A 21,027-nucleotide genomic window follows, 5' to 3' on the forward strand; every position below is an offset into this window, starting at 1 on the left:
CACATAATTATCAAAACACCATTTCATTTCACATAACAAGAGCGGAAAGTACATAGTGTCTAATGAACTTATTAGTGTCTAGTGTCTGATTTTTTAGACACTATTTTCTACTCTATCAGGATGTTAAGCTATGGCGTTGTCGGCAAAAGAAAAATTGTTCCATAAAATTATCACTCACTATGCCGAAAGCCCTTCAGGATTCACGGCTCAGGACTGTGCGGACTTAATCAAGGTCAACCGCAGCGTTATCAGCCATTATCTGAACCGGCTGTGCGACGACGGCCGGTTAGATAAGGAAAATACGCGCCCGGTCCGCTTTTTTGTCCGACAGTCTGGTACTGATGCGCCGTCGCAGTCTCGCACAGTGTCGAAAAACCAGGATGCCTTTCAACATTTCATTGGCGCACAGGGAAGCCTTGCTGAAGCGGTAGCATTATGTCGTTCAGCGGTGGATTATCCGGGTGACGGATTGCCGATCCTGCTGTCCGGCGAAAGCGGCGTGGGTAAAAGCCATCTCGCGCTGCTGATTTATCAGTATGCCGTAGAGCGCAGTGTTATCGCCGCCGATAAACCGTTCATTGAACTTAACTGCGCTGACTATGCCAATAACCCGGAATTGCTCTCCGCCACGCTGTTTGGCTATACGCGCGGTGCCTTTACCGGGGCCGATCGCGAAAAACGGGGCGCGTTTGACGATGCTGACGGCGGATTTCTGTTTCTTGATGAGGTACACCGTCTGTCGGCGGAGAATCAGGAGAAATTATTCCTGTTTATGGATAAGGGGTATTTCTATCGACTGGGAGATAACCGTACCCGCCATCCGGTCTCGCTGCGCTTTATTTTTGCTACCACGGAAAATATCGACACGGTGCTCCTTAACACTTTTCGCCGACGCATCCCGGTGCGTGTCACCTTACCCAACTATATTTCCCGTCCGCTCACCGAACGCATCGCACATATCACCCACTTTCTGCGGCAGGAAGCGCTGAGCCTGCGCCGGGATATCCATCTGGATAATCAGCTGATGCATCAACTGGTAACGTCGCCGGTACGCGGTAATATCGGTGAGTTAAAAAACCAGATTAAAGTGATGTGCGCCAGCGCATGGAGTAATAACCACGATGCGGGCGTTATCACGCTTCACGGCACGCATACCGGAGGGGAAATCCTGGTTGTTTCCGCTCGCGCCCGCGATGTGGTGCCGGATGCCAGCGCGCTGCTGCCAAAAGCGATGCGTGACGAGGTGATTTTCCGCGATTTTTGTCATAGCGGTAATGTGCTGTTGCTGAACCGGAAGATGGAGCAGTTGCTGACCACCATCGGCGGCATGATGGCTACCGAATCGCTGTACAGTGGATATGTCTGGCAAAATACCATGCATGCCATTAACGAGCTGGAGAATTTGACCGGTATCCCGTGCGGGCAGGAAATCCGTAAAGCAGTATGGCTATGTCTGAGTTACGCACTGCATACTCCTCAGGAGACGGCGACAATTACCGAGCTGCAAAGCATATCCGACTACGTTTCCGGTAAGGCGCGTTTGCTGGCGGAAGAGTGCGTCACGCTGCTGGCAAAACATGTGGTTAATCAGCCCCTGCCTCTACTGCTGCCGCTGTTAAGCTGCGCCTTTCATACGCTGGCAGGTGAAGACGATCGCATTCAGGGCATCATTGTTTCGCACGGACGTTCCACCGCCTCCAGCATCGCTGGCATCGCCAACCAGCTCACCGGCGGCTACTACTTTAAAGCCTTCGATATGCCCAACGCGACGTCCACACGCGAGATCATTGATTTGCTGATTGCCCATCTGTCCCACCTTACCCAGGGCGCAGGGCTTATTATCCTGGTGGATATGGGGTCGCTGAAAGCAATCTACGAGGAGATTAAGCTCCATCTGCATGGTGAATTGCTGTTGATCAACAATGTTACTACGGCCATGGCGCTGGATATCGCCTCGAAAATCCAGGATAAACTCCCGATGGAGGCGATTATCGAAAGTGCGAAAGGCGCGTATGAAGTCGAAACCCGCTATTACGCGGGTATGCTGCCAGGCAATAAAATTATTATTTCCTGCATTTCCGGCGAGGGGATTTCCCGCAAACTAAAAGACATTGTTCAGCGCTACCTGGCACAGGACGAGATCGACATTATTACAATGGAATATGACGATCTGAAATGGAAAATCGCCCATGCGGACCCGGCGCTGAACGGCACACGATTAATCATCACCACCACCGATCTGGAAGCGGGCTATATTCCGCTGATTAGCGTTGAACAGCTGATTAAAGAAAAAACGCAGATCCTGAAGCGCGATTATTTCAGCGGCCTGCTGATGGAAGGCGGGCTGGAACCGATGATTGACGAGGTCGTGAAGCTGTTTACCGTGGAAGGCGTCGCCAGTCGCCTGAATTTCCTGAACCCGGTGGTGATCATTGATGAAGTCGACGCGGTGATTAAGCAGTATGAAGCATTCTACAAAATCCACTTTGAAAGTTATCTGCGCATTAACCTCTTTATGCATATCGCGCTGATGATTGAACGTGTGATGGTGAACAACGGCGTGCGCCACCGCGAGGAAGCAGAGCTGACGCTGGATCAACAGGCGTTTATCGCCGTACACGATACCTTTTTCCAGGCGCTGAATCGCAAATACCACATCACCCTGCCGCTAACCGAAGTGCTGATGATTTATGAAATCATGGAACCCTGGATTGCCGCTGACTCAGCCTGGTAATCTCCCCTGCCAGCCCAGGCTGGCAACCTCCTTCGACACTACCCGCACCGCCTCTTTTCAACACTAATCCCAGCGTCCACAAAGAGAATTTTTACCATACAAATCAATAAAATAAAAACATGGCACAGCGATTGCTATTCCTCAGGCAGACAACTGAAAAATGATTAAGGAACGCAAAATGCGAGAGATGTATATCGCAACTCATGGCCACTATGCCGAGGGGATTATCTCTGGTCTGAACCTTCTGATTGGGGACGATCATGGCGTCGAGCCAATCTGCGCATATTGCGGCGAAATCGGTTCTACGGCAGAACTGGCAATTTATTTTGACGATATTGCTCGTCAGGCGGCAAGCCGCGGCAACGAACTGGTGCTGTTTACCGATATGCCCGGCGGCAGCGTCAATAATACTGCCGTACAGATGATGGTCAAATATCCGCATGCGCATGTTATCAGCGGAGCCAACCTGATTATGCTGATGGAATTTTGCATGTCTGAGCATGACGAAACGGCGATGCGATTACAGGATGCGATGGCCGCGGCCAGCGGCGCAATGCAGTACATGAATGACTTGCCGGAAATTATCGCAGCGCGTCATGCGGTACAACCAGGACCACAGAACGATGTCGACGATTTCTTTACCCAGGAGGACGGACGATGACAATCGCGCTTGAAATGCTTGATGCCCGCTATAGCGCCCCACAGCCTGACCTGAGCCAGTCCTGGCTGCGAGAGGCTATTGCCGGCGTCCTGACCCAGCTTGACACCATGCTGCCGCGCTTTACCACCACCTTTCCCGCTGCCAGCGCCAGTGCGGGACGCTATCCGGCAGTGGAAAAAGTCGACTGGACCGAGGGTTTCTGGACCGGCATGTTATGGCTGGCATGGGAAGTCACCGGCGATGATAAATATCGCACCGTCGCAGAAGGGCTGCTCGACAGCTTTGAGGAGCGGCTCAATAAACAGATCAAAGTCGATACTCATGACCTGGGCTTCCTCTATCTGCTCTCCTGCGTTAACGCCTGGAAACTGACCGGCAATATTCGTGCCCGTGACCTGGCGCTACGTGCCGCTGAATTGCTTTACCGACGCTTTAACGCCACGGCGGGCGTCATCCAGGCGTGGGGAAATCTTAATGATCCGGCGCGCCAGGGACGAATGATCATCGACTGTAATCTTAACGTACCGCTGCTGTTCTGGGCTGCCGATGAAACAGGCAACAGCGCATATCGTGAAGCCGCTGTTCGCCATCTGTCGCAGGCAGCACGCTATCTGGTTCGTGAAGATGCATCAACCTTTCACACCTTTTATATGGATATCCATAACGGCCAGCCGTTACGTGGTGATACCCATCAGGGATTCAGCGACAGTTCATGCTGGGCTCGCGGTCAGGCGTGGGGTATCTATGGTTTTGCGCTGGGCTTTCACCACACCGGAGACGCCACACAGCCAGAACTGGCGCGCCGGTTAGCCCATTACTTCCTTAACCGGCTGCCTGAAGACTATGTCTGTTACTGGGATCTGGTTTTTACCGCCCGGGATAACGCCTGTCGTGATACGTCAGCGGCGGCTATTGCCGTCTGCGGGCTGGCGGAGCTATTAAAGATCCTGCCGCTGACCGATCCGCTGCGCCCGGCCTACGCCAATGCTATTGCTTTAATAATGCGGAATTTATCTACCCATTATTTCGCGCCTCCGCAGGACGGCCTGCTGCGTGAAGGTGTTTATAACTTTGGCCGCAACATGGGAATTAACGAACCTAATCTGTGGGGCGATTATTTTTATTTCGAAGCCCTGGTTCGCCTTTCCCGCGTCTGGACACCCTACTTTTGCTAACTGGAGCTACACCATGATTTCTTTAGTTCGTATTGATGATCGTCTAATCCACGGCCAGGTTGCCGTGGTCTGGACCAAGCATCTTGGCGTGAATCGTATCCTGGTCGCCAACGATCAGATTGTGAATAACGAGGTACAAAAGATGTCGCTGCGCATGGCGGCACCCGATACGGCGAAATGCGCGATTATGGCGGTAAAAGATGCAGGCGACGTTCTCAACGACCCGCGTTCAGAAAGCATGAAAATAATGGTTATCGTCAATAATGCCGCTGACGCCCGCCGTCTGGTAGAACAGGTTCCGGGCATAAAAACCCTGAACGTCGCTAACTTCGGGCGCATTACCGATAATCTGGCGGCCAAAAAACGCATCAGCGATACCGTCTACGTCACGCCGGAAGATGTGGTGGATTTTCACGCCATCGCCGACCGCGGCGTCCATGTTGAATACCAGGTCCTGCCTTCTCATCCGGTGAAAAACCTGATTGAGATGCTGGATAACGCCGCCGGCTAAGCGAGGTCGCCATGTTAACTTCCGCACTTCTTATCGCTCTGGTGATGTTTTTGGTGAAAACCGCCGATCATACGCTCGGCCAGCCGCTAATAGAACGTCCACTCATTTGCGGCGCGCTGGTAGGACTGGTATTAGGCGATGTACAGCAGGGCATTATCATCGGTGCCACACTGGAGCTGATTTTCCTTGGCACGATTACCATTGGCGGCTCGGTCCCGGCCGACCTCGCCGTTGGCTCCGTTCTGGCGACCGCGTTTACCATCCTGACGCATGCCGCGCCACCGGTCGCCGTCGCGCTGGCATTACCAATCAGCCTGCTGGCGGTCTTTGTCTATCAGGTTCTGAAACTGGTTTATACCGCGCTGGTCGAAAAATATGACGCGCTACTGGAACAGGGACATGACCGCGCTGCGCTGGGTCTGACGCTGGGCATGACTTTCTTTTACGGCGTCCCGTTCGCGCTGATCGCCTTTTTCGGCGTGCTGTTCGGTACGGATGTCATTCGCAGCCTGGTAGAAAGCATTCCGGATACGGTGATGCGCGGCATGACGGCGGTAGGCGGCATACTTCCCGCACTCGGCTTCGCTATTCTGCTGAAAGCGCTGTGGAACCGTAACATTGCTGCATTTTTCTTTATTGGCTTTGCGATGGCGGCTTACCTGCAATTGCCGATTATGGGCATCGCGATTATCGCAGCCTCCGTTGCGGTCTACCTCTGCTTCAATGAATTCAATCAGCTTAAAGCGAATAAACACACGGCGACGGCAGCAACTCCGGCGTCGGTAGATGATAAGGACGGGTTCTTCAATGACTGATATCCAGATGAAAGACGTCAGCGCCTGGAGCGATGGCAAAAGTGAGAAAAAGCTTTTTCGTCAACTTTTTATCCGCCAGTTCCCCCTGCTGGGATCGATGAACTTCACCCGAATGGAAGGGCTGAGCTATGGCTGGGCGCTGGCACCGATGTTGAAAAAAATCTACGCTGGCGACCCACATCGTTATCTTGATGCACTAAAGCGTAACAGCCAGTTTTTTAATACCAACCAGCATCTCGCGCCTTTTATTATGGGCCTGACGCTATCGATGGAAAAAGAAAACGCCGCCAATCCGAATTTTGACACCTCCAGCATTAACGGGATTAAAGTCGCCCTGATGGGACCGTTCGCCGGGGTAGGCGATTCGTTCTTTTACGGCGTGCTGCGTATTATCGCGACCGGTATTGCTATTGGCCTGGCGTCGCAAGGCAATCCGCTTGGCCCGCTGTTATTTCTGCTGATTTACAACATTCCCAGTTACCTCTTGCGCTACTACGGCGGCGTGATGGGCTATCGCCTGGGGTCGAAGTATATCGCGGAAGCTACCCAGTCTGGCCTGCTTGGTTGTATCACCAAAGCATCGTCGATCATGGGATTAATGATGGTGGGTGCGATGAGCGCCAGCATGGTGAAATTTACCACCACCTTTAAGACGACCATTGCCGGACAGCCATTTGTGTTGCAGGAGATCCTCGACAAAATCTGCGTTGGATTGATCCCGCTCATACTGGTGCTCGGTTGCCTGAAACTGCTGAATAAGAAAGTCAGTCCTAATAAGGTACTAATTCTGCTGATTGTTCTTGGTTTTGCCGCGGCAGGAGTGGGAATTATATAAACCTTCCGACTCCCTTCTTCGCAAGGGAGTCTCTTCCCGGAGCATACATGAACTGGCACGCTGCTTTATTTACCTGCCGACCTGAAAAACTTCATCAGGTTTATCAACCATCCCATATCAATGAAATTACCGCACGTTGTAATCTGTATCCCGAAGCCATTACACCCGAAAATATTGAAGCACTATTACCCGCCTTAAAAAATATGGAGATGATATTTTCAACATGGGGGATGTTTACGCTTACCGAAGAACAACTTGACCGGTTACCTAATTTGAAAGTCGTGTTTTACGCTGCTGGCAAGACGGATTATTTCGCCACGCCCTTACTGGCCAGAAAAATAAAAGTGGTTAGTGCCTGGCAAGCGAATGCTGTGCCAGTGGCAGAGTTTTGCCTGGCACAAATACTGCTTGGCTGTAAAGGATACTTTCGTAATCAGCGCGACTATATTGACCCCGCCTGCTTTTCCATGCTGGCGAACCACCATCCCGCACCGGGAAATTATCAGGAGAGCGTGGCGTTAATTGGTGCCGGGGCAATATCAACGACATTACAGCGTCTACTCGAACCTTTTGATTTGAACGTTATGGTTATTCCTTCACGACAGGAAAAACGTACGATTTCACTGACACAGGCTTTTTCCCGCGCTTATGTTGTCAGTAACCATCTCCCTCACCGTAAGGATAATATTGGCATACTCAATGGCGACTTATTTCACCGAATGCGGCCGGGAGCCGTATTTATTAATACCGGCAGAGGACAACAGGTTAATGAAGAGGAGCTTATTACCGTCCTTCAGGAACGCCCGGACCTGACGGCGTTGCTGGATGTGACCCGGCCAGAACCACCAGCGGCCGGGTCGCTGCTTTATACCTTACCTAACGTGTATCTCAGCAGCCATATTGCCGGAGCATTGAATAATGAAACCCGCCGCCTTGCTAACTGCGTGCTGGATGAATTTCAACGTTGGTTAACAGGAGAGCCGTTACTGTATGATATTTCTAATACAGTGTGATAACTATCGCACTTAGTGTTTATTTTTTTATTACAAAGAGATAAACACTAATAAAAAACACTCAGTGTCTAATAATCCTGATCCGCATTATTTTTAACCCAATGTAATTTAAGGCTTTTATTTTCTGGCACAGCTTTTGCAATTTTAAATTACCTTCCATCTCCTTGCGAGGATCAGGGCAAGGAAACTCATTGCATCTTATGGGAATAAAAATGAAAAAATTACATACAGTACTTATCGGATTACCGCTGACCTGTTTCGCACTTAATACCATGGCAGACGCAACCTGGGTAGATAATCGATACGCGCACACCACGGCTTCTGAAAAAAATCAGTATAAAATTGGCTTAGGTCATATATTTGATAACGGTGCAGGCGTTCTCGCTTCCGCAATGTATGATTTGGGGCAGGATTTCGATCAAATGAAAAGCTCCTTCCAGGAGTTTGAAGGCTGGTATCCGGTGCCGCTGGATGAAAAATGGACGCTCACTCCCGGGGGCTTAACTGATATTGACAGCAATGGCACCAAACTGGCACCTTACCTCACCCTGGATTATAAAATTAATAAAGACTTAAGTTTTAGTGGCCGTTACCGTTACAACCACATGACGCATAAAGAATACGACTATAATGGCTATATGGATTATAACGACAGCCATCAATTTGATCTGTATTTGAATTATCAGGCGACTGAGAAATTGTGGCTACAGCTTAACCCGGAATTTTTCGTCAACACGAACGATTTTAACGCGTCTAACGGACAAAAAACCCACTGGGAACCGAGTATTGTCGCCCGGTACCGCCTCGATAAACACTGGCTGCCCTACGCAGAAGTCGCATGGCTGGACCAGGATCAAAACCACGACGACCAGGTGCGCTTTCGTCTGGGTATTCGTTACTATCTTGATTAACGTCATGACAGAGAGGGGCAGCCAGGCTGCCCCCTACGCTAGAGCAGAGTGACGGCAAAAGCAGAAAATGTAATTTTTCCCTCCTGGCTTTCATTCTCTCCCCGGGCATATATTCCCATCCGCGCTCCGATCCATTTTCCTGCCCCAGCCGAGAATTGCGGTTCAACGTCCTGCCATTTTCCGTCAGCCAGACGGTAGTTAAACTTAACCAGACCATCGTAACTGACGCGATAACCCAGTTCGATTTGCGTTATACCGTTGAGATCCGCAACCGGCAAGACAGCGTCATTAATCTCTCCCCGATCGTCTATCCATCCGTGACGGAAAAGCAGCGTCATTCCGTCGGCGGTATGGGCCACGCATAAGGCAGCAAAACGCTGGCCATAAATGACTATTCCCCCTTCATCGCCATGCTGATGAAACGCCGGGTGCATAACAACACTCGCGGTAAAACGTTCGGCAGGGAATTTTTGCAGCAGCAGCTGGGGTAAGTGATAGAGGCTGACATCAACGGGCGTTGGTGCGCAGCATAAAGAGAGGCCCTGAGTCCCGAAAGTAAGCCAGTTATCCTGCGGATTCGCCTGCCACTGCCACTGTAGCCCCGGTCTGCCGTTGGCGAAATCGTCACTGATTTGCAGCGCGCAAGGCGAACACGGTAAGGCGGGGCGTGAAAACCTTAATACTGGCTGACCCTTGCCGTTTTCATCCAGCGCTTCGCCAATATGCGGCCAGCCATCGTTCATCCAGCGCAGCGGCTGGAGATGCACAATACGGCCATACACGCCTTTATCCTGAAAATGCAAGAACCAGCTTTCGCCGTTTGACAGTTCAACCCACGCTCCCTGGTGTGGGCCATTGATCGGCGTTGAGCGCTGGTGCAGAACGTCACGGTACTCCCAGGGGCCGTCCAGTGTTGCCGCGCGTAATACCGTTTGCCAACCGCGTTTAACGCCGCCCGCCGGGGCGAATATCCAGTATTCGCCATTGCGCTTATAAAGCTTGGGACCTTCCAGCGTTGGATGCGAAGGCGTGCCGTCAAAAATGATGCGTCCATTATCCAGCAGGCAGGAAGCATCGGGTGCCATTTCAAACAGTTGCAGCTTGTTTTTGATCCCGCTGCGGCTGAAGGCAAAGGCGTGTATCAGCCATGCCCGGCCATCGTCATCCCAGAACGGACAGGGATCTATCCATCCAGGTTTCGCCTTCAAACAACGCGGCTCGCTCCACTCGCCAAGCGGATCGCTGGCATGAGTGACAAAAATGCCCTCATCCGGCAAGCTGTAAAAAACCCAGAACTGGCCGTCGTGAAAACGAATTGATGGTGCCCAGACGCCTTTTCCCGGCTGCACGGTATCGTATTCCGGCGAGGGAAGACGTTTGATGACATGATTAACAATCCGCCAGTGAATGAGATCGCGGGAGTGAAGGAGCGGTAAGCCCGGAAGTTGATGAAAACTGGAGGCGACCATCCAGAAATCATCACCGGTGCGGATCATATCGGGATCGGCATAATCTGCATGAATGACGGGATTCTGATAGAGCAACGGCATTGTACAGGACCTTTAGTTATCGACTGTACAAGCGGCTGCAATATTCAGACCATTAAATAAAATACATTTACTAACAATGTAATAGCGGAAGAAACAGACACAAAAAACGACCGCAGCCGCACTTTCGACACCAGGCTTCGCCAGTCCGCCTGGCGGACAAATGCATCTGGCCCTTTCCAGAACCAAAAAAACGTTAACTCGTCGCCAGCCGCTGCGGATGCGTATAAATCTTCGCCCTGCCCGGCTTACAAAACCCCACCAGCGTCAGGTTACAGCGTTCCGCCACTTCCACCGCCAGCGTCGTGGCTGCCGACACGGCAAACAAAATCTCCACCCCGCACATTGCCGATTTTTGTACCATCTCATAGCTGGCACGGCTGGACACCAGCACCGCGCCCGACTGCCAGTGGTCGCCCTCTTGCGCACGGCGTCCCAGCAGCTTATCCAGCGCAACGTGACGACCTACGTCTTCATGCCCGCCCGCCAGTTCGCCGGAAGGGAGCATCCAGGCGGCGGCATGAGTACAGCCGGTCAGTTGACCGATGGGCTGAAAATCCCGAAGCTGGCTCAGCCCGCGATCGAGATCGGCCAGCGAAAAAGTTTGCGTAAACGGCAGCGGCGCGACGGGCTTACCGATGTCATTAAGCTGTTCAACACCGCAGACCCCGCAGCCGGTGCGTCCGGCCAGTGCGCGGCGGCGTTCTTTTAGCCCCATAAAACGACGGCTGGACAGCTCAATCTGCACCTCCAGACCGTTACACGCCTGAACCACGTCCATCCCGAAGATCTCGTTTTGGTTTTCTATAATCCCTTCGGATAAGGAAAAGCCGATAGCAAAGCGTTCCAGATCCTTCGGAGACGCCATCATCACGACATGCGAGATACCGTTATAGACCAGGGCAACAGGGACTTCTTCCGCCAGATAATCCGCTGTGGCACTGTTCATATTTTCGCGAGACCAGACAAGGCGTGACGCCGCACCGACCGCCAGAAGGGGCTGAGACATGGTTTTTCCTGAAAAATGATAGCAAGAACCGGGTTATTTCAGCACGGTTAGCTCGCGGGAGCAAACCGTGCTGAAAGTGGGTTTGTTCTACATCAATGACACCAACAGATAAAAACTCCAGACCGCTATATAAATTGATTCATATCACTCTGTGCATTTTGATTAAGCTATTTTTTCGCGAAAAGTGTGCACAAAGCAACATTACCGGTTCTTCATGTATACATATCCGAAACAACTTGAGGAATTATGATATTCTTAGCAGGGTTATTGTCTGGCGGGCCGTCGAAAATCAATACCACAGAAGCGGTAGCAACCGCAGATGGTCAGTCAGAAAGTCATAATATTGATGAGTAATGTCGACATAAGGAGCACACCATGCAGGTCAGCAGAAGGCAGTTCTTTAAGATCTGCGCTGGCGGTATGGCAGGCACAACGGCAGCGGCGTTGGGTTTTGCCCCCAGCGTAGCGCTGGCGGAAACACGGCAATATAAGCTGCTGCGCACCCGCGAAACCCGTAACACTTGCACATACTGTTCCGTTGGCTGTGGGCTATTAATGTATAGCCTCGGCGACGGTGCTAAAAACGCCAAATCGTCCATTTTCCACATTGAAGGGGACCCGGACCATCCGGTAAACCGTGGCGCACTTTGCCCGAAAGGCGCGGGACTCATTGACTTTATCCACTCTGACAGCCGCCTGAAGTATCCGGAATATCGCGCGCCAGGGTCGGATAAATGGCAGCGAATCAGTTGGGAAGAGGCGTTCGATCGCATCGCCAGGCTGATGAAGGAAGACCGCGATGCCAATTTCATCGCGCAGAATGCCGAAGGCACAACCGTTAACCGCTGGCTTTCTACCGGTATGCTGTGCGCTTCCGCATCCAGTAACGAAACCGGCTATTTAACGCAGAAATTTACCCGCGCACTCGGCATGTTAGCCGTCGACAACCAGGCGCGTGTCTGACACGGACCAACGGTAGCAAGTCTTGCTCCAACATTTGGTCGCGGTGCGATGACCAACCACTGGGTCGACATCAAAAACGCCAACCTCGTCGTGGTGATGGGCGGCAACGCCGCTGAAGCGCATCCGGTAGGGTTCCGCTGGGCGATGGAAGCCAAGATCCACAATGGCGCGAAGCTGATTGTGATCGATCCGCGCTTTACGCGTACTGCCTCGGTAGCCGATTTCTATGCGCCGATTCGTTCAGGTACTGACATTGCTTTCCTGTCAGGCGTCATGCTGTACCTGCTAAACAACGAAAAATACAACCGCGAATACACCGAAGCCTATACCAACGCCAGCCTGATTGTGCGTGAAGATTTTGGCTTTGATGACGGCCTGTTCACCGGCTATGACCCGGAAAAACGCAAGTACGACAAAGAAAGCTGGAACTATGAGCTGGACGAGCGCGGCTTTGCGAAACGGGACACCACGCTGCAACACCCGCGCTGCGTGTGGAACCTGCTGAAAAAGCATATTTCCCGCTACACGCCGGACGTAGTCGAAAACATCTGCGGTACACCGCAGGCGGACTTCCTGAAGGTATGCGAGTACATCGCAGAGACCAGCGCGCACGATAAAACCGCGTCGTTCCTGTATGCGCTCGGCTGGACGCAGCACTCGGTGGGTGCACAAAACATCCGTACGATGGCGATGATCCAACTGCTGCTCGGCAACATGGGGATGGCAGGCGGCGGCGTAAACGCCCTGCGCGGTCACTCCAACATTCAGGGCCTGACCGACCTCGGTCTGCTGTCGCAAAGCCTGCCGGGCTATATGACGCTGCCGAATGACAAGCAGGACACGCTTGAAACCTACTTTGCCGGTAACACCACCAAGCCGTTACAGGAAAATCAGGTTAACTACTGGAGCAACTACCCGAAATTCTTCGTCTCCATGATGAAGGCGTTTTACGGCGATAAAGCGACTGCTGAAAACGACTGGGGTTTTGAGTGGCTGCCGAAGTGGGATAAAGCCTACGACGTACTGCAGTATTTCGACATGATGGCCAAAGGCCAGGTGACCGGCTATCTCTGCCAGGGCTTTAACCCGGTGGCGTCGTTCCCGAACAAAAATAAAGTGGTCTCTTCGCTGTCGAAGCTGAAGTTCCTGGTGACCATCGATCCGCTCAACACTGAAACCTCGACCTTCTGGCAGAACCACGGTGAGTCGAACGATGTCGATCCGTCGAAAATCCAGACTGAAGTGTTCCGTCTGCCGTCCACCTGCTTTGCCGAAGAGAACGGTTCCATCGTGAACTCCGGCCGCTGGCTGCAATGGCACTGGAAAGGTCAGGATGGACCGGGCGAAGCGCTGAACGACGGCGAAATCCTCGCGGGCATCTTCCTGCGCCTGCGTAAGATGTATGCCGCCGAAGGTGGTGCGCTGCCGGAACAGGTGCTGAATATGACCTGGAACTACCTGACGCCGGAGAATCCGTCGCCGGAAGAAGTGGCGATGGAGAGCAACGGTAAGGCGCTGGAAGATATTACCGATCCGACGACCGGGCTGTTACTGGCGAAAAAAGGTAATCAGCTGGCCTCGTTTGCGCATCTGCGCGATGACGGCACCACCTCCAGCGGCTGCTGGATCTTCGCCGGAAGCTGGACGCCGGACGGCAACCAGATGGCCCGCCGCGATAACGCCGACCCGTCAGGGCTGGGGAATACGCTGGGCTGGGCCTGGGCATGGCCGCTGAACCGCCGCATCCTGTATAACCGCGCCTCCGCCGACCCGCAGGGTAAACCGTGGGATCCGAAACGCCAGCTTATCTCTTACGGCAACGGCAAATGGGCCGGTGCGGATATTCCGGACTACAACACCGCGCCTCCGGGCAGTGATGTCGGTCCGTTTATCATGCTGCAGGAGGGCGTAGGCCGCCTGTTCGCTACCGATAAGATGGCGGAAGGGCCGTTCCCGGAACATTACGAGCCGTTTGAAACACCGCTGGGTACTAACCCGCTGCACCCGAACGTGATCTCCAACCCGGCAGCCCGCGTCTTTAAAGACGATATGGATGCGATGGGGAAAGCCGATAAGTTCCCGTATGTGGGCACCACTTATCGTCTGACGGAGCACTTCCACTACTGGACCAAGCACGCGCTGTTGAACTCCATCGCGCAGCCGGAGCAGTTTGTGGAGATCGGCGAGAAGCTGGCGAATAAGCTCGGCATCGCGCAGGGCGATACGGTAAAAGTCTCCTCTAACCGTGGCTATATTAAGGCCAAGGCAGTGGTGACCAAACGTATCCGCACGCTGAAGGTGAATAATCAGGATGTCGATACCATCGGTATTCCGATTCACTGGGGTTATGAGGGCGTGGCGAAGAAAGGCTTTATTGCTAACACGCTAACGCCGGTCGTTGGCGATGCGAACACTCAGACGCCGGAGTTTAAGGCGTTCCTGGTGAACGTGGAAAAGGTGTAACGGAGACGACTTATGGCTTATCAATCGCAAGACATTATCCGTCGTTCCGCGACTAACGGTTTCACCCCCGCGCCTCAGGCGCGGGATCACCAGCAAGAGGTGGCGAAGCTTATCGACGTCACCACCTGTATCGGCTGTAAAGCCTGTCAGGTGGCGTGTTCAGAGTGGAACGACATTCGTGACGACGTGGGTCACAACGTCGGGGTCTATGACAACCCGGCAGATTTGACCGCTAAATCCTGGACGGTGATGCGTTTCTCGGAAGTCGAGCAGAACGACAAACTGGAGTGGCTGATCCGCAAGGATGGCTGTATGCACTGCGCCGATCCGGGTTGCCTGAAGGCGTGTCCGTCGGAAGGGGCTATCATTCAGTATGCTAACGGGATTGTCGACTTCCAGTCCGAACAGTGCATCGGCTGCGGCTACTGCATCGCGGGCTGCCCGTTCGACGTGCCGCGCCTGAATCCGGAAGATAACCGCGTCTACAAATGCACCCTATGCGTGGATCGCGTTGTTGTCGGCCAGGAGCCGGCCTGCGTGAAAACCTGCCCGACCGGCGCTATCCACTTTGGTTCCAAAGAGGATATGAAGGTGCTGGCCGGTGAGCGCGTTAACGAGCTGAAAACCCGTGGTTATGATAAGGCGGGCCTGTACGATCCGGCGGGCGTTGGTGGTACTCACGTCATGTACGTGCTGCACCATGCCGACAAGCCGAATCTGTACCACGGCCTGCCGGAGAGCCCGGAAATCAGCCAGACCGTGAAGTTCTGGAAAGGCATCTGGAAACCGCTTGCGGCGGTCGGCTTTGCCGCGACCTTCGCAGCCAGTATCTTCCACTACGTTGGTGTCGGTCCGAACCGCGCAGAAGAAGATGAAGACAATCTGCATGAAGAGAAAGACGAGGTGCGCAAATGAAAAGACGTGACACCATCGTGCGCTACACGGCACCGGAACGCATCAATCACTGGGTCACCGCCTTCTGCTTCGTGCTGGCGGCGGTGAGCGGACTGGGATTTTTCTTCCCGTCCTTTAACTGGTTGATGCACGTTCTGGGTACGCCGCAGCTGGCGCGCATTCTGCATCCGTTCGTCGGCGTGGTGATGTTTGCTTCTTTCATCATCATGTTTTTCCGTTACTGGCATCACAACCTAATCAATCGGGATGATATCTTTTGGGCGAAGAATATTCGTAAGATCGTCGTCAACGAGGAAGTGGGTGATACCGGACGCTATAACTTCGGTCAGAAATGCGTATTCTGGGCGGCCATCATTCTGCTGGTGCTGTTGCTGGCGAGCGGCGTGGTCATCTGGCGTCCGTACTTTGCGCCTGCTTTCTCAATCCCGGTGATCCGATTCGCGTTAATGCTGCATTCATTTGCCGCAGTGGCGTTAATTGTGGTTATCATGGTGCATATTTACGCCGCCCTCTGGGTGAAAGGCACCATTACCGCGATGGTGGAAGGCTGGGTTACCAAAACGTGGGCGAGGAAACATCACCCGCGCTGGTACCGCGAAGTCCGCCAGAAAGAGGAAAAGTCATCTGAATGAGTATTCGCATAATCCCGCAAGATGAGCTGGGTTCGGGCGAAAAACGCACGGCGGATATGATTCCGCCGTTATTGTTCCCCAGACTCAAAAACGTGTACAACCGCCGCGCTGAACGCCTGCGCGAGCTGGCCGAGAATAACCCGCTGGGTGACTATCTGCGCTTTGCCGCGCTGATTGCCCACGCTCAGGAAGTGGTGCTGTACGATCATCCGCTGGAGATGGATCTGACGGCCCGCATCAAAGAAGCGGCCGCGCAGGGCAAGCCGCCGCTGGATATTCACATCCTGCCGCGCGACAAGCACTGGCATAAGCTGCTGCATTCGCTGATCGCCGAGCTGAAGCCGGAGATGAGCGGTCCGGCGCTGGCGGTGATCGAGAATCTGGAAAAGGCCTCTGAGCAGGAGCTGGAGTTGATGGCGAGCGCGCTATTCGCCGCCGACTTCTCCTCTGTCAGCAGCGATAAAGCCCCGTTTATCTGGGCCGCACTTTCGCTATACTGGGCGCAAATGGCGAGCCTGATCCCCGGCAAAGCCCGCGCTGAATACGGCGAGCAGCGCCAGTTCTGCCCGGTCTGCGGTTCGATGCCGGTCTCCAGCATCGTGCAAATCGGCACCACGCAGGGGCTGCGTTATCTGCACTGCAACCTGTGCGAAACCGAGTGGCACGTGGTGCGCATCAAGTGCAGCAACTGTGAGCAGACCCGCGATTTGCATTACTGGTCGCTGGACAACGAGCAGGCTTCGGTAAAAGCCGAAAGCTGCGGCGACTGTGGCACTTACCTGAAGATTTTGTATCAGGAAAAAGACCCGAACGTGGAGCCAGTCGCTGACGATCTGGCCTCGCTGGTACTGGACGCCCGCATGGAGCAGGAAGGTTTTGCGCGCAGCTCCATTAACCCGTTTTTGTTCCCGGGTGAAGGGGAGTAAATAATACGTCGGGTAGCGCTTGCGCCTGCCCGGCGTTTTTTTGTCAAAATTGATAAGGTGTTACGACACCGGGTATACCTGCGAAATCCTTTGTATTCCGCGTGACCATCTCATAGCGATGATACTGAGCCGTGGCGAGAATGATAGCGTCTGGCAGTTTTAAGCCGAACTCTTGCCTGAGATTTACGCTCCGTTCCGCAATATCCTGCGATATACCAATAATATTAAAAGCGCTCAACGCCATACGCGTTTGATGTTCCTGATGGTATTTTTTCGCCCCGACCATCACTTCCATCCAGGTAACGAGACTAATAGCATGCTGTGGAGGATAAGCGTCAAGCGCTGACATTGCCTCGCGACGACCATTAAACAGATCGATCAGGATATTGGTATCAAAAAGCGCCTTTCCTTTCATCGCTCCCACTCCTCACGCAGCGCTCGTTCAAACTCAACACCATCTTCTTCACAACCCTGCCACAGCCCAAGCGCATTCGCGATTGCCGCTTTAGCCTGATTCTGCCTTTCAAGGTATTCTTCAACCGCTTCACGCAGCAACTCAGCCCGCGGAAGGCCGCGCTGGTGCTTAAGATCATCAAGCCGTTTGATAACGTCATCAGACAAATCAAGAAGTATTCTGCCCATATCGATACCTGCCACCGTGCTCATATATACCTCCAGTATATCATTAATGGTTAATAAGAAGACAAAATACACTTACTCATGGCAAGGTTAAAGAGTGGCTCTGCGACACTTTTTACTTTTGCGAGGCGCTTTCCAGTTTCTTACTCTCATTTAAAATCACGCTTTTACTTACAAAATATCGAGATATAACTTCCTGTATTCATACAACCTTTAATTTGAGTGTGCCTGAACAAAGTCTTTAAAAAGGTTATTAGCTGAAGCACAGCAGAAAGTAATGAAAAAGTTAATGAAAATTGCCGGGAGCAATATGCCTTTGCAAGGAGCAAAAATTGCGTATTGAAGAAGAGATTTTCCTGGAAGACTATGGAATGAGGCGAAAAAAATTCGTCTACGACAATCGCATTCACCACAGCTATATATTTGTCGCTGGTAACGAAATATATGCCGTTATAGTCGGAAGTTTGGTTGATGAAAAAATGTTTACCCGTATTGGGTATAAGATGCCTGATAGCATCGTTTTCCCCTTAAACGGCATGGCAGAAGTTTATTTCGATACCTGGGATGGCATGGACTCTCTTGCTGACTTCCGCCATGTTCGGTTTAGAGGTTTGGGAAGCGCTGTCGTTTTACAGACAGTATCGCTGGCGCTTATCGCCCATTTTGAGAAATTCAATATTGGTGGTTTCGTATTCCAGGCCGCAACCGGAGGCATTGTTGATGCAGGTCGCCATGTTACTCTTGAGGAAATCTATGACTATATGCTTGGGTTAAAAAATGTACCACGTTATAATCAACGTACAGGGTTGCATAAGAAAGCGCCGCGCCCGCTGATACCAGGTGAGTTACAGGCATATAAAACAGTGACTGAGGGGAGAGCCAGCTATGTCGTACTACAACAAGCGTGACTGTTTTGTCTCTCTCTCCTCCTTGAATGGTGAGAAGAAAGCAATGCAAGCGTTGATTACTGCTGAGGCTAAAACACGCATTATCAATCCAGAAGCGCGTCTGAAAAACCTTAAAACAGACCTCATGGCCAGCAAGAAGCACTCTTCCGCCACGTTGCTGCGTAGAAAACTGAAAGGCCGTCTCGTTCGTGAGTTACACGAGATTTAAGCAGTGATGGTAAGTTATTACTGGGACAGCGCAGGAATCACATGTCGCGGATCGTTCGCAATCGCCCTTAGCAACGCTTTTGCTGGCCCGGTGGGTGAGCGTCGTCCCTGCTCCCAGTTACGCAAAGTATCTACATTTACCGATATTAAATCCGCGAATTTAGACTGCGATAATCCCGTAGCCTGACGGATTTCTTTAATTTTCATCGCATCAATATGAAATGTTCGGGAAGGATGCCGTGTGCCTTCCAAAATATCATTCATTTGATGCATACTTTTGGTCAATTGCTCGAATAACGTCTTATCCATTTACCACCTCTCGTTCAACATTCGGAGAATTGTTTTTTCTTGTTGAGTCAGGTTATCTTTTATCCCTTTACGATAAATAAGCAGCAGTCGAATTTCAGAGCTACTCGCGCGATAAAAGTAGATCACTCTCACCCCACCGCGCTTACCCCGCCCATGAACCATCCAGCGAATCTTCCGCAACCCACCCGTGTCAGGAATAACATCACCGTGGTCAGGCTGAATGGTAAGGAAAATCTGGAGCTTTCGGTATTCGTCATCATCCAACAATTTTGTAACATATTCGGTGAAAACATCCGTTTCTACAAATATCATATCCATACGCCATTGGCTTATAGTAACTGAATTCTGCTATACGTCAATGACGTATAGCATCAATTATTACCTTACTGCCTTAAAACAAGCTAAGCCATTAACAATGTGCCTGATATTCCGCTTTTGCGAGGCGCTTTCCAGAATCAGATCCCCACCAAAATTTGCGTTTTCATTTTCCAGCAGCCAGGTTATAAAACTGGATATCCATACAGGCAGAGAGCGTATTCATGGCACTGGAAAAAGGTATCGCGGCGCTAGTTAACGATTTTATCGCCGCCGGACGTCCGTCAGAACGACATCAAAGCGTTGAACAACGTCGGGAGGGCTATATAGCCAGCACCGTTCTCGCGGGCGAGAAGGAAACGCGCGTCACCGTGAAAGATATGGAACTTGAAGGGTTGAGCTTCCGGGTTGTCTCGCCACTTAACGCTAAGGACGCTCTGCCGACGGTAATTTATTACCACGGCGGCTGTTTCGTCAGCGGTGGTTTTGCCACGCACGATCATCAGTTGCGGCAACTGGCGTTTTACAGCGGCTGCCGGGTGATTGCCGTTCAGTACCGATGCGCACCGGAGCATACTTACCCTGCGGCGCATGACGATGCAGAAAAAGGCGCGGATATCATCTGGCAGCATGCCGACACGCTCGGCGTCGATCGCACGCGCATAACACTCGCTGGCGACAGCGCGGGCGGGCATCTGGCGCTGGTCACGGCGCTGCGTCTGAAAGCGGCAGGTCAGTGGCAACCTGCACGGCTCATTCTCATCTACCCGATGCTCGATGCCACCGCCCATTTCGAAAGCTATACCCGTAACGGCCTCGACTACATCATTACCCGCGACACGCTGCTTTCCGGTTACGAGATGTATTTGCCTCATACAGAACGCCAGCATCCGGAGGCCAGCCCGCTGTGGCGGGATGACTTCAACGGTCTGCCTCCCGTGCATATCATTACTGCTGAATACGATCCGCTTTGCGACGAAGGCGAAGCGCTGTACCAACGGCTGAGTGAACAGGGCGTGGAGAGTACCTGCCAGCGCTATCTCGGCGTCATTCACGGCTTTTTTCAACTGGGTGGAGTAAGCCTGGCGGCAAAGAACGTGATGCGGGATATTGCCTGGCGGGCTGGTATATAGATGGCTATTTCTCTGTTGTTTTCATATTGAAAACAACAGGTCCATCCACTATAGTGTTTTCAGGCTGAAAACACCGGTACAGGGACAGAGCCGTGCATGTTATTAGCCGTAAGCCTTTTAACGAGGCGATAGCCAGCTTTCCCGGTTGTGCCATCGCGCTCGTCGACTTGCTGAATGCCCTGGAGAAAAAGACTTTCAGCGATCCACAAGAGATGAAAAGCTATCTTCCTTCTCTGGACAACTTTAAATACAGGAAAAAATGGTGGGTAGTTGATGTTGCAGGTAACAGCTTACGACTCATCGCTTTTATGGATTTCAGGCTGCAAAAAGTTTTTGTGAAGCATATTGCTTCCCATGCCGAATACGACAGGCTAACAAAATACTACCGGAGCCATACAGAATGAGC

General features: G+C 52.2%; 22 protein-coding genes. 16 read left to right on the top strand and 6 right to left on the bottom strand.

From position 1 onward, the window contains the following. Positions 1-130: 130 nt before the first annotated feature. The 8 genes from ACMGGS_RS05880 (at position 131) to ACMGGS_RS05915 (ending at position 8,655) form a co-directional block, all read left to right on the top strand. Complete coding sequence (locus ACMGGS_RS05880; protein WP_414165386.1) at positions 131-2,734, top strand: sigma 54-interacting transcriptional regulator; 2,604 nt, start codon at positions 131-133, stop codon at positions 2,732-2,734. 178 nt (positions 2,735-2,912) lie between these two features. Beyond that, positions 2,913-3,395: a PTS sugar transporter subunit IIA gene (locus ACMGGS_RS05885; RefSeq protein WP_414165387.1), complete on the top strand. Its 483-nt coding sequence runs from the start codon at positions 2,913-2,915 to the stop codon at positions 3,393-3,395. Beyond that, positions 3,392-4,570 carry a glycoside hydrolase family 88 protein gene (locus ACMGGS_RS05890; protein ID WP_414165388.1) on the top strand — a complete coding sequence of 393 codons (1,179 nt, stop codon included), beginning with the start codon at positions 3,392-3,394 and terminating at the stop codon, positions 4,568-4,570. The genes ACMGGS_RS05885 and ACMGGS_RS05890 overlap by 4 nt, the downstream gene beginning before the upstream one ends. Before the next feature lie 13 nt (positions 4,571-4,583). Further along, positions 4,584-5,081, top strand: coding sequence for a PTS system mannose/fructose/N-acetylgalactosamine-transporter subunit IIB (locus ACMGGS_RS05895; RefSeq protein WP_414165389.1), 498 nt, complete (start codon positions 4,584-4,586; stop codon positions 5,079-5,081). Between the two features lie 11 nt (positions 5,082-5,092). Then, positions 5,093-5,896 (top strand): PTS mannose/fructose/sorbose/N-acetylgalactosamine transporter subunit IIC, encoded by an 804-nt coding sequence (locus ACMGGS_RS05900; RefSeq protein WP_414165390.1) that lies wholly within the window; start codon positions 5,093-5,095, stop codon positions 5,894-5,896. After that, complete coding sequence (locus tag ACMGGS_RS05905; protein WP_276160028.1) at positions 5,889-6,731, top strand: PTS system mannose/fructose/sorbose family transporter subunit IID; 843 nt, start codon at positions 5,889-5,891, stop codon at positions 6,729-6,731. The genes ACMGGS_RS05900 and ACMGGS_RS05905 overlap by 8 nt, the downstream gene beginning before the upstream one ends. Positions 6,732-6,778: 47 nt before the next feature. Further along, complete coding sequence (locus ACMGGS_RS05910) at positions 6,779-7,744, top strand: hydroxyacid dehydrogenase (protein WP_414165391.1); 966 nt, start codon at positions 6,779-6,781, stop codon at positions 7,742-7,744. A gap of 212 nt (positions 7,745-7,956) precedes the next feature. Beyond that, positions 7,957-8,655 carry an oligogalacturonate-specific porin KdgM family protein gene (locus ACMGGS_RS05915; protein ID WP_414165392.1) on the top strand — a complete coding sequence of 233 codons (699 nt, stop codon included), beginning with the start codon at positions 7,957-7,959 and terminating at the stop codon, positions 8,653-8,655. Positions 8,656-8,693: 38 nt separating this feature from the next. Here ACMGGS_RS05915 and ACMGGS_RS05920 read toward each other — a convergent pair whose 3' ends face one another. Together ACMGGS_RS05920 and fdhD are read right to left on the bottom strand one after the other, a co-directional pair. After that, a complete protein-coding gene (locus tag ACMGGS_RS05920) occupies positions 8,694-10,205 on the bottom strand; it encodes a family 43 glycosylhydrolase (RefSeq protein ID WP_414165393.1) in 1,512 nt (503 codons plus the stop codon). A gap of 193 nt (positions 10,206-10,398) precedes the next feature. Beyond that, the gene (gene fdhD, locus ACMGGS_RS05925; RefSeq protein ID WP_414166207.1) at positions 10,399-11,151 is read right to left on the bottom strand and encodes a formate dehydrogenase accessory sulfurtransferase FdhD; all 753 of its coding nucleotides are present in this window, start codon (positions 11,149-11,151) and stop codon (positions 10,399-10,401) included. 435 nt (positions 11,152-11,586) lie between these two features. Here fdhD and fdnG point away from each other — a divergent pair, with 435 nt between their 5' ends. From fdnG to fdhE, 4 genes are read left to right on the top strand one after another with little or no spacing between them, the layout of a single operon-like run. After that, positions 11,587-14,637, top strand: coding sequence for a formate dehydrogenase-N subunit alpha (gene fdnG, locus ACMGGS_RS05930; protein WP_414165394.1), 3,051 nt, complete (start codon positions 11,587-11,589; stop codon positions 14,635-14,637). Between the two features lie 12 nt (positions 14,638-14,649). After that, the gene (gene fdxH / locus ACMGGS_RS05935) at positions 14,650-15,552 is read left to right on the top strand and encodes a formate dehydrogenase subunit beta (RefSeq protein ID WP_414165395.1); all 903 of its coding nucleotides are present in this window, start codon (positions 14,650-14,652) and stop codon (positions 15,550-15,552) included. After that, positions 15,549-16,184, top strand: coding sequence for a formate dehydrogenase cytochrome b556 subunit (fdoI, locus tag ACMGGS_RS05940; protein WP_176919602.1), 636 nt, complete (start codon positions 15,549-15,551; stop codon positions 16,182-16,184). Before fdxH ends, fdoI begins: the two co-directional genes overlap by 4 nt. Next, a complete protein-coding gene (gene fdhE, locus ACMGGS_RS05945; protein ID WP_414165396.1) occupies positions 16,181-17,110 on the top strand; it encodes a formate dehydrogenase accessory protein FdhE in 930 nt (309 codons plus the stop codon). The genes fdoI and fdhE overlap by 4 nt, the downstream gene beginning before the upstream one ends. 43 nt (positions 17,111-17,153) lie before the next feature. Here the strand turns inward: fdhE and ACMGGS_RS05950 are convergent, their stop codons facing one another. Continuing rightward, the gene (locus tag ACMGGS_RS05950) at positions 17,154-17,525 is read right to left on the bottom strand and encodes a type II toxin-antitoxin system VapC family toxin (protein ID WP_414165397.1); all 372 of its coding nucleotides are present in this window, start codon (positions 17,523-17,525) and stop codon (positions 17,154-17,156) included. Continuing rightward, complete coding sequence (locus ACMGGS_RS05955) at positions 17,522-17,776, bottom strand: CopG family transcriptional regulator (RefSeq protein WP_414165398.1); 255 nt, start codon at positions 17,774-17,776, stop codon at positions 17,522-17,524. Before ACMGGS_RS05955 ends, ACMGGS_RS05950 begins: the two co-directional genes overlap by 4 nt. Before the next feature lie 305 nt (positions 17,777-18,081). On the opposite strand from ACMGGS_RS05955, the gene ACMGGS_RS05960 reads away from it, so the two are divergent. Both ACMGGS_RS05960 and ACMGGS_RS05965 read left to right on the top strand, forming a co-directional pair. Then, complete coding sequence (locus tag ACMGGS_RS05960; protein ID WP_414165399.1) at positions 18,082-18,657, top strand: hypothetical protein; 576 nt, start codon at positions 18,082-18,084, stop codon at positions 18,655-18,657. Next, positions 18,635-18,865 carry a hypothetical protein gene (locus ACMGGS_RS05965; RefSeq protein WP_414165400.1) on the top strand — a complete coding sequence of 77 codons (231 nt, stop codon included), beginning with the start codon at positions 18,635-18,637 and terminating at the stop codon, positions 18,863-18,865. The genes ACMGGS_RS05960 and ACMGGS_RS05965 overlap by 23 nt, the downstream gene beginning before the upstream one ends. Before the next feature lie 17 nt (positions 18,866-18,882). Here the strand turns inward: ACMGGS_RS05965 and ACMGGS_RS05970 are convergent, their stop codons facing one another. Both ACMGGS_RS05970 and ACMGGS_RS05975 read right to left on the bottom strand, forming a co-directional pair. Beyond that, a complete protein-coding gene (locus tag ACMGGS_RS05970) occupies positions 18,883-19,173 on the bottom strand; it encodes a helix-turn-helix domain-containing protein (protein WP_414165401.1) in 291 nt (96 codons plus the stop codon). Continuing rightward, positions 19,174-19,485: a type II toxin-antitoxin system RelE/ParE family toxin gene (locus ACMGGS_RS05975; RefSeq protein ID WP_414165402.1), complete on the bottom strand. Its 312-nt coding sequence runs from the start codon at positions 19,483-19,485 to the stop codon at positions 19,174-19,176. A gap of 227 nt (positions 19,486-19,712) precedes the next feature. Between ACMGGS_RS05975 and ACMGGS_RS05980 the strand changes: the two genes are divergently transcribed. Continuing rightward, on the top strand, positions 19,713-20,621 hold the full coding sequence (locus ACMGGS_RS05980) for an alpha/beta hydrolase (protein WP_414165403.1): 909 nt from the start codon (positions 19,713-19,715) through the stop codon (positions 20,619-20,621). A gap of 92 nt (positions 20,622-20,713) precedes the next feature. Further along, positions 20,714-21,025, top strand: coding sequence for a type II toxin-antitoxin system HigB family toxin (locus ACMGGS_RS05985; RefSeq protein WP_414165404.1), 312 nt, complete (start codon positions 20,714-20,716; stop codon positions 21,023-21,025). Positions 21,026-21,027: the final 2 nt, after the last annotated feature.

The sequence above is a fragment of the Superficieibacter sp. BNK-5 genome (genome assembly GCF_047456055.1).
Taxonomy (GTDB): domain Bacteria; phylum Pseudomonadota; class Gammaproteobacteria; order Enterobacterales; family Enterobacteriaceae; genus Superficieibacter.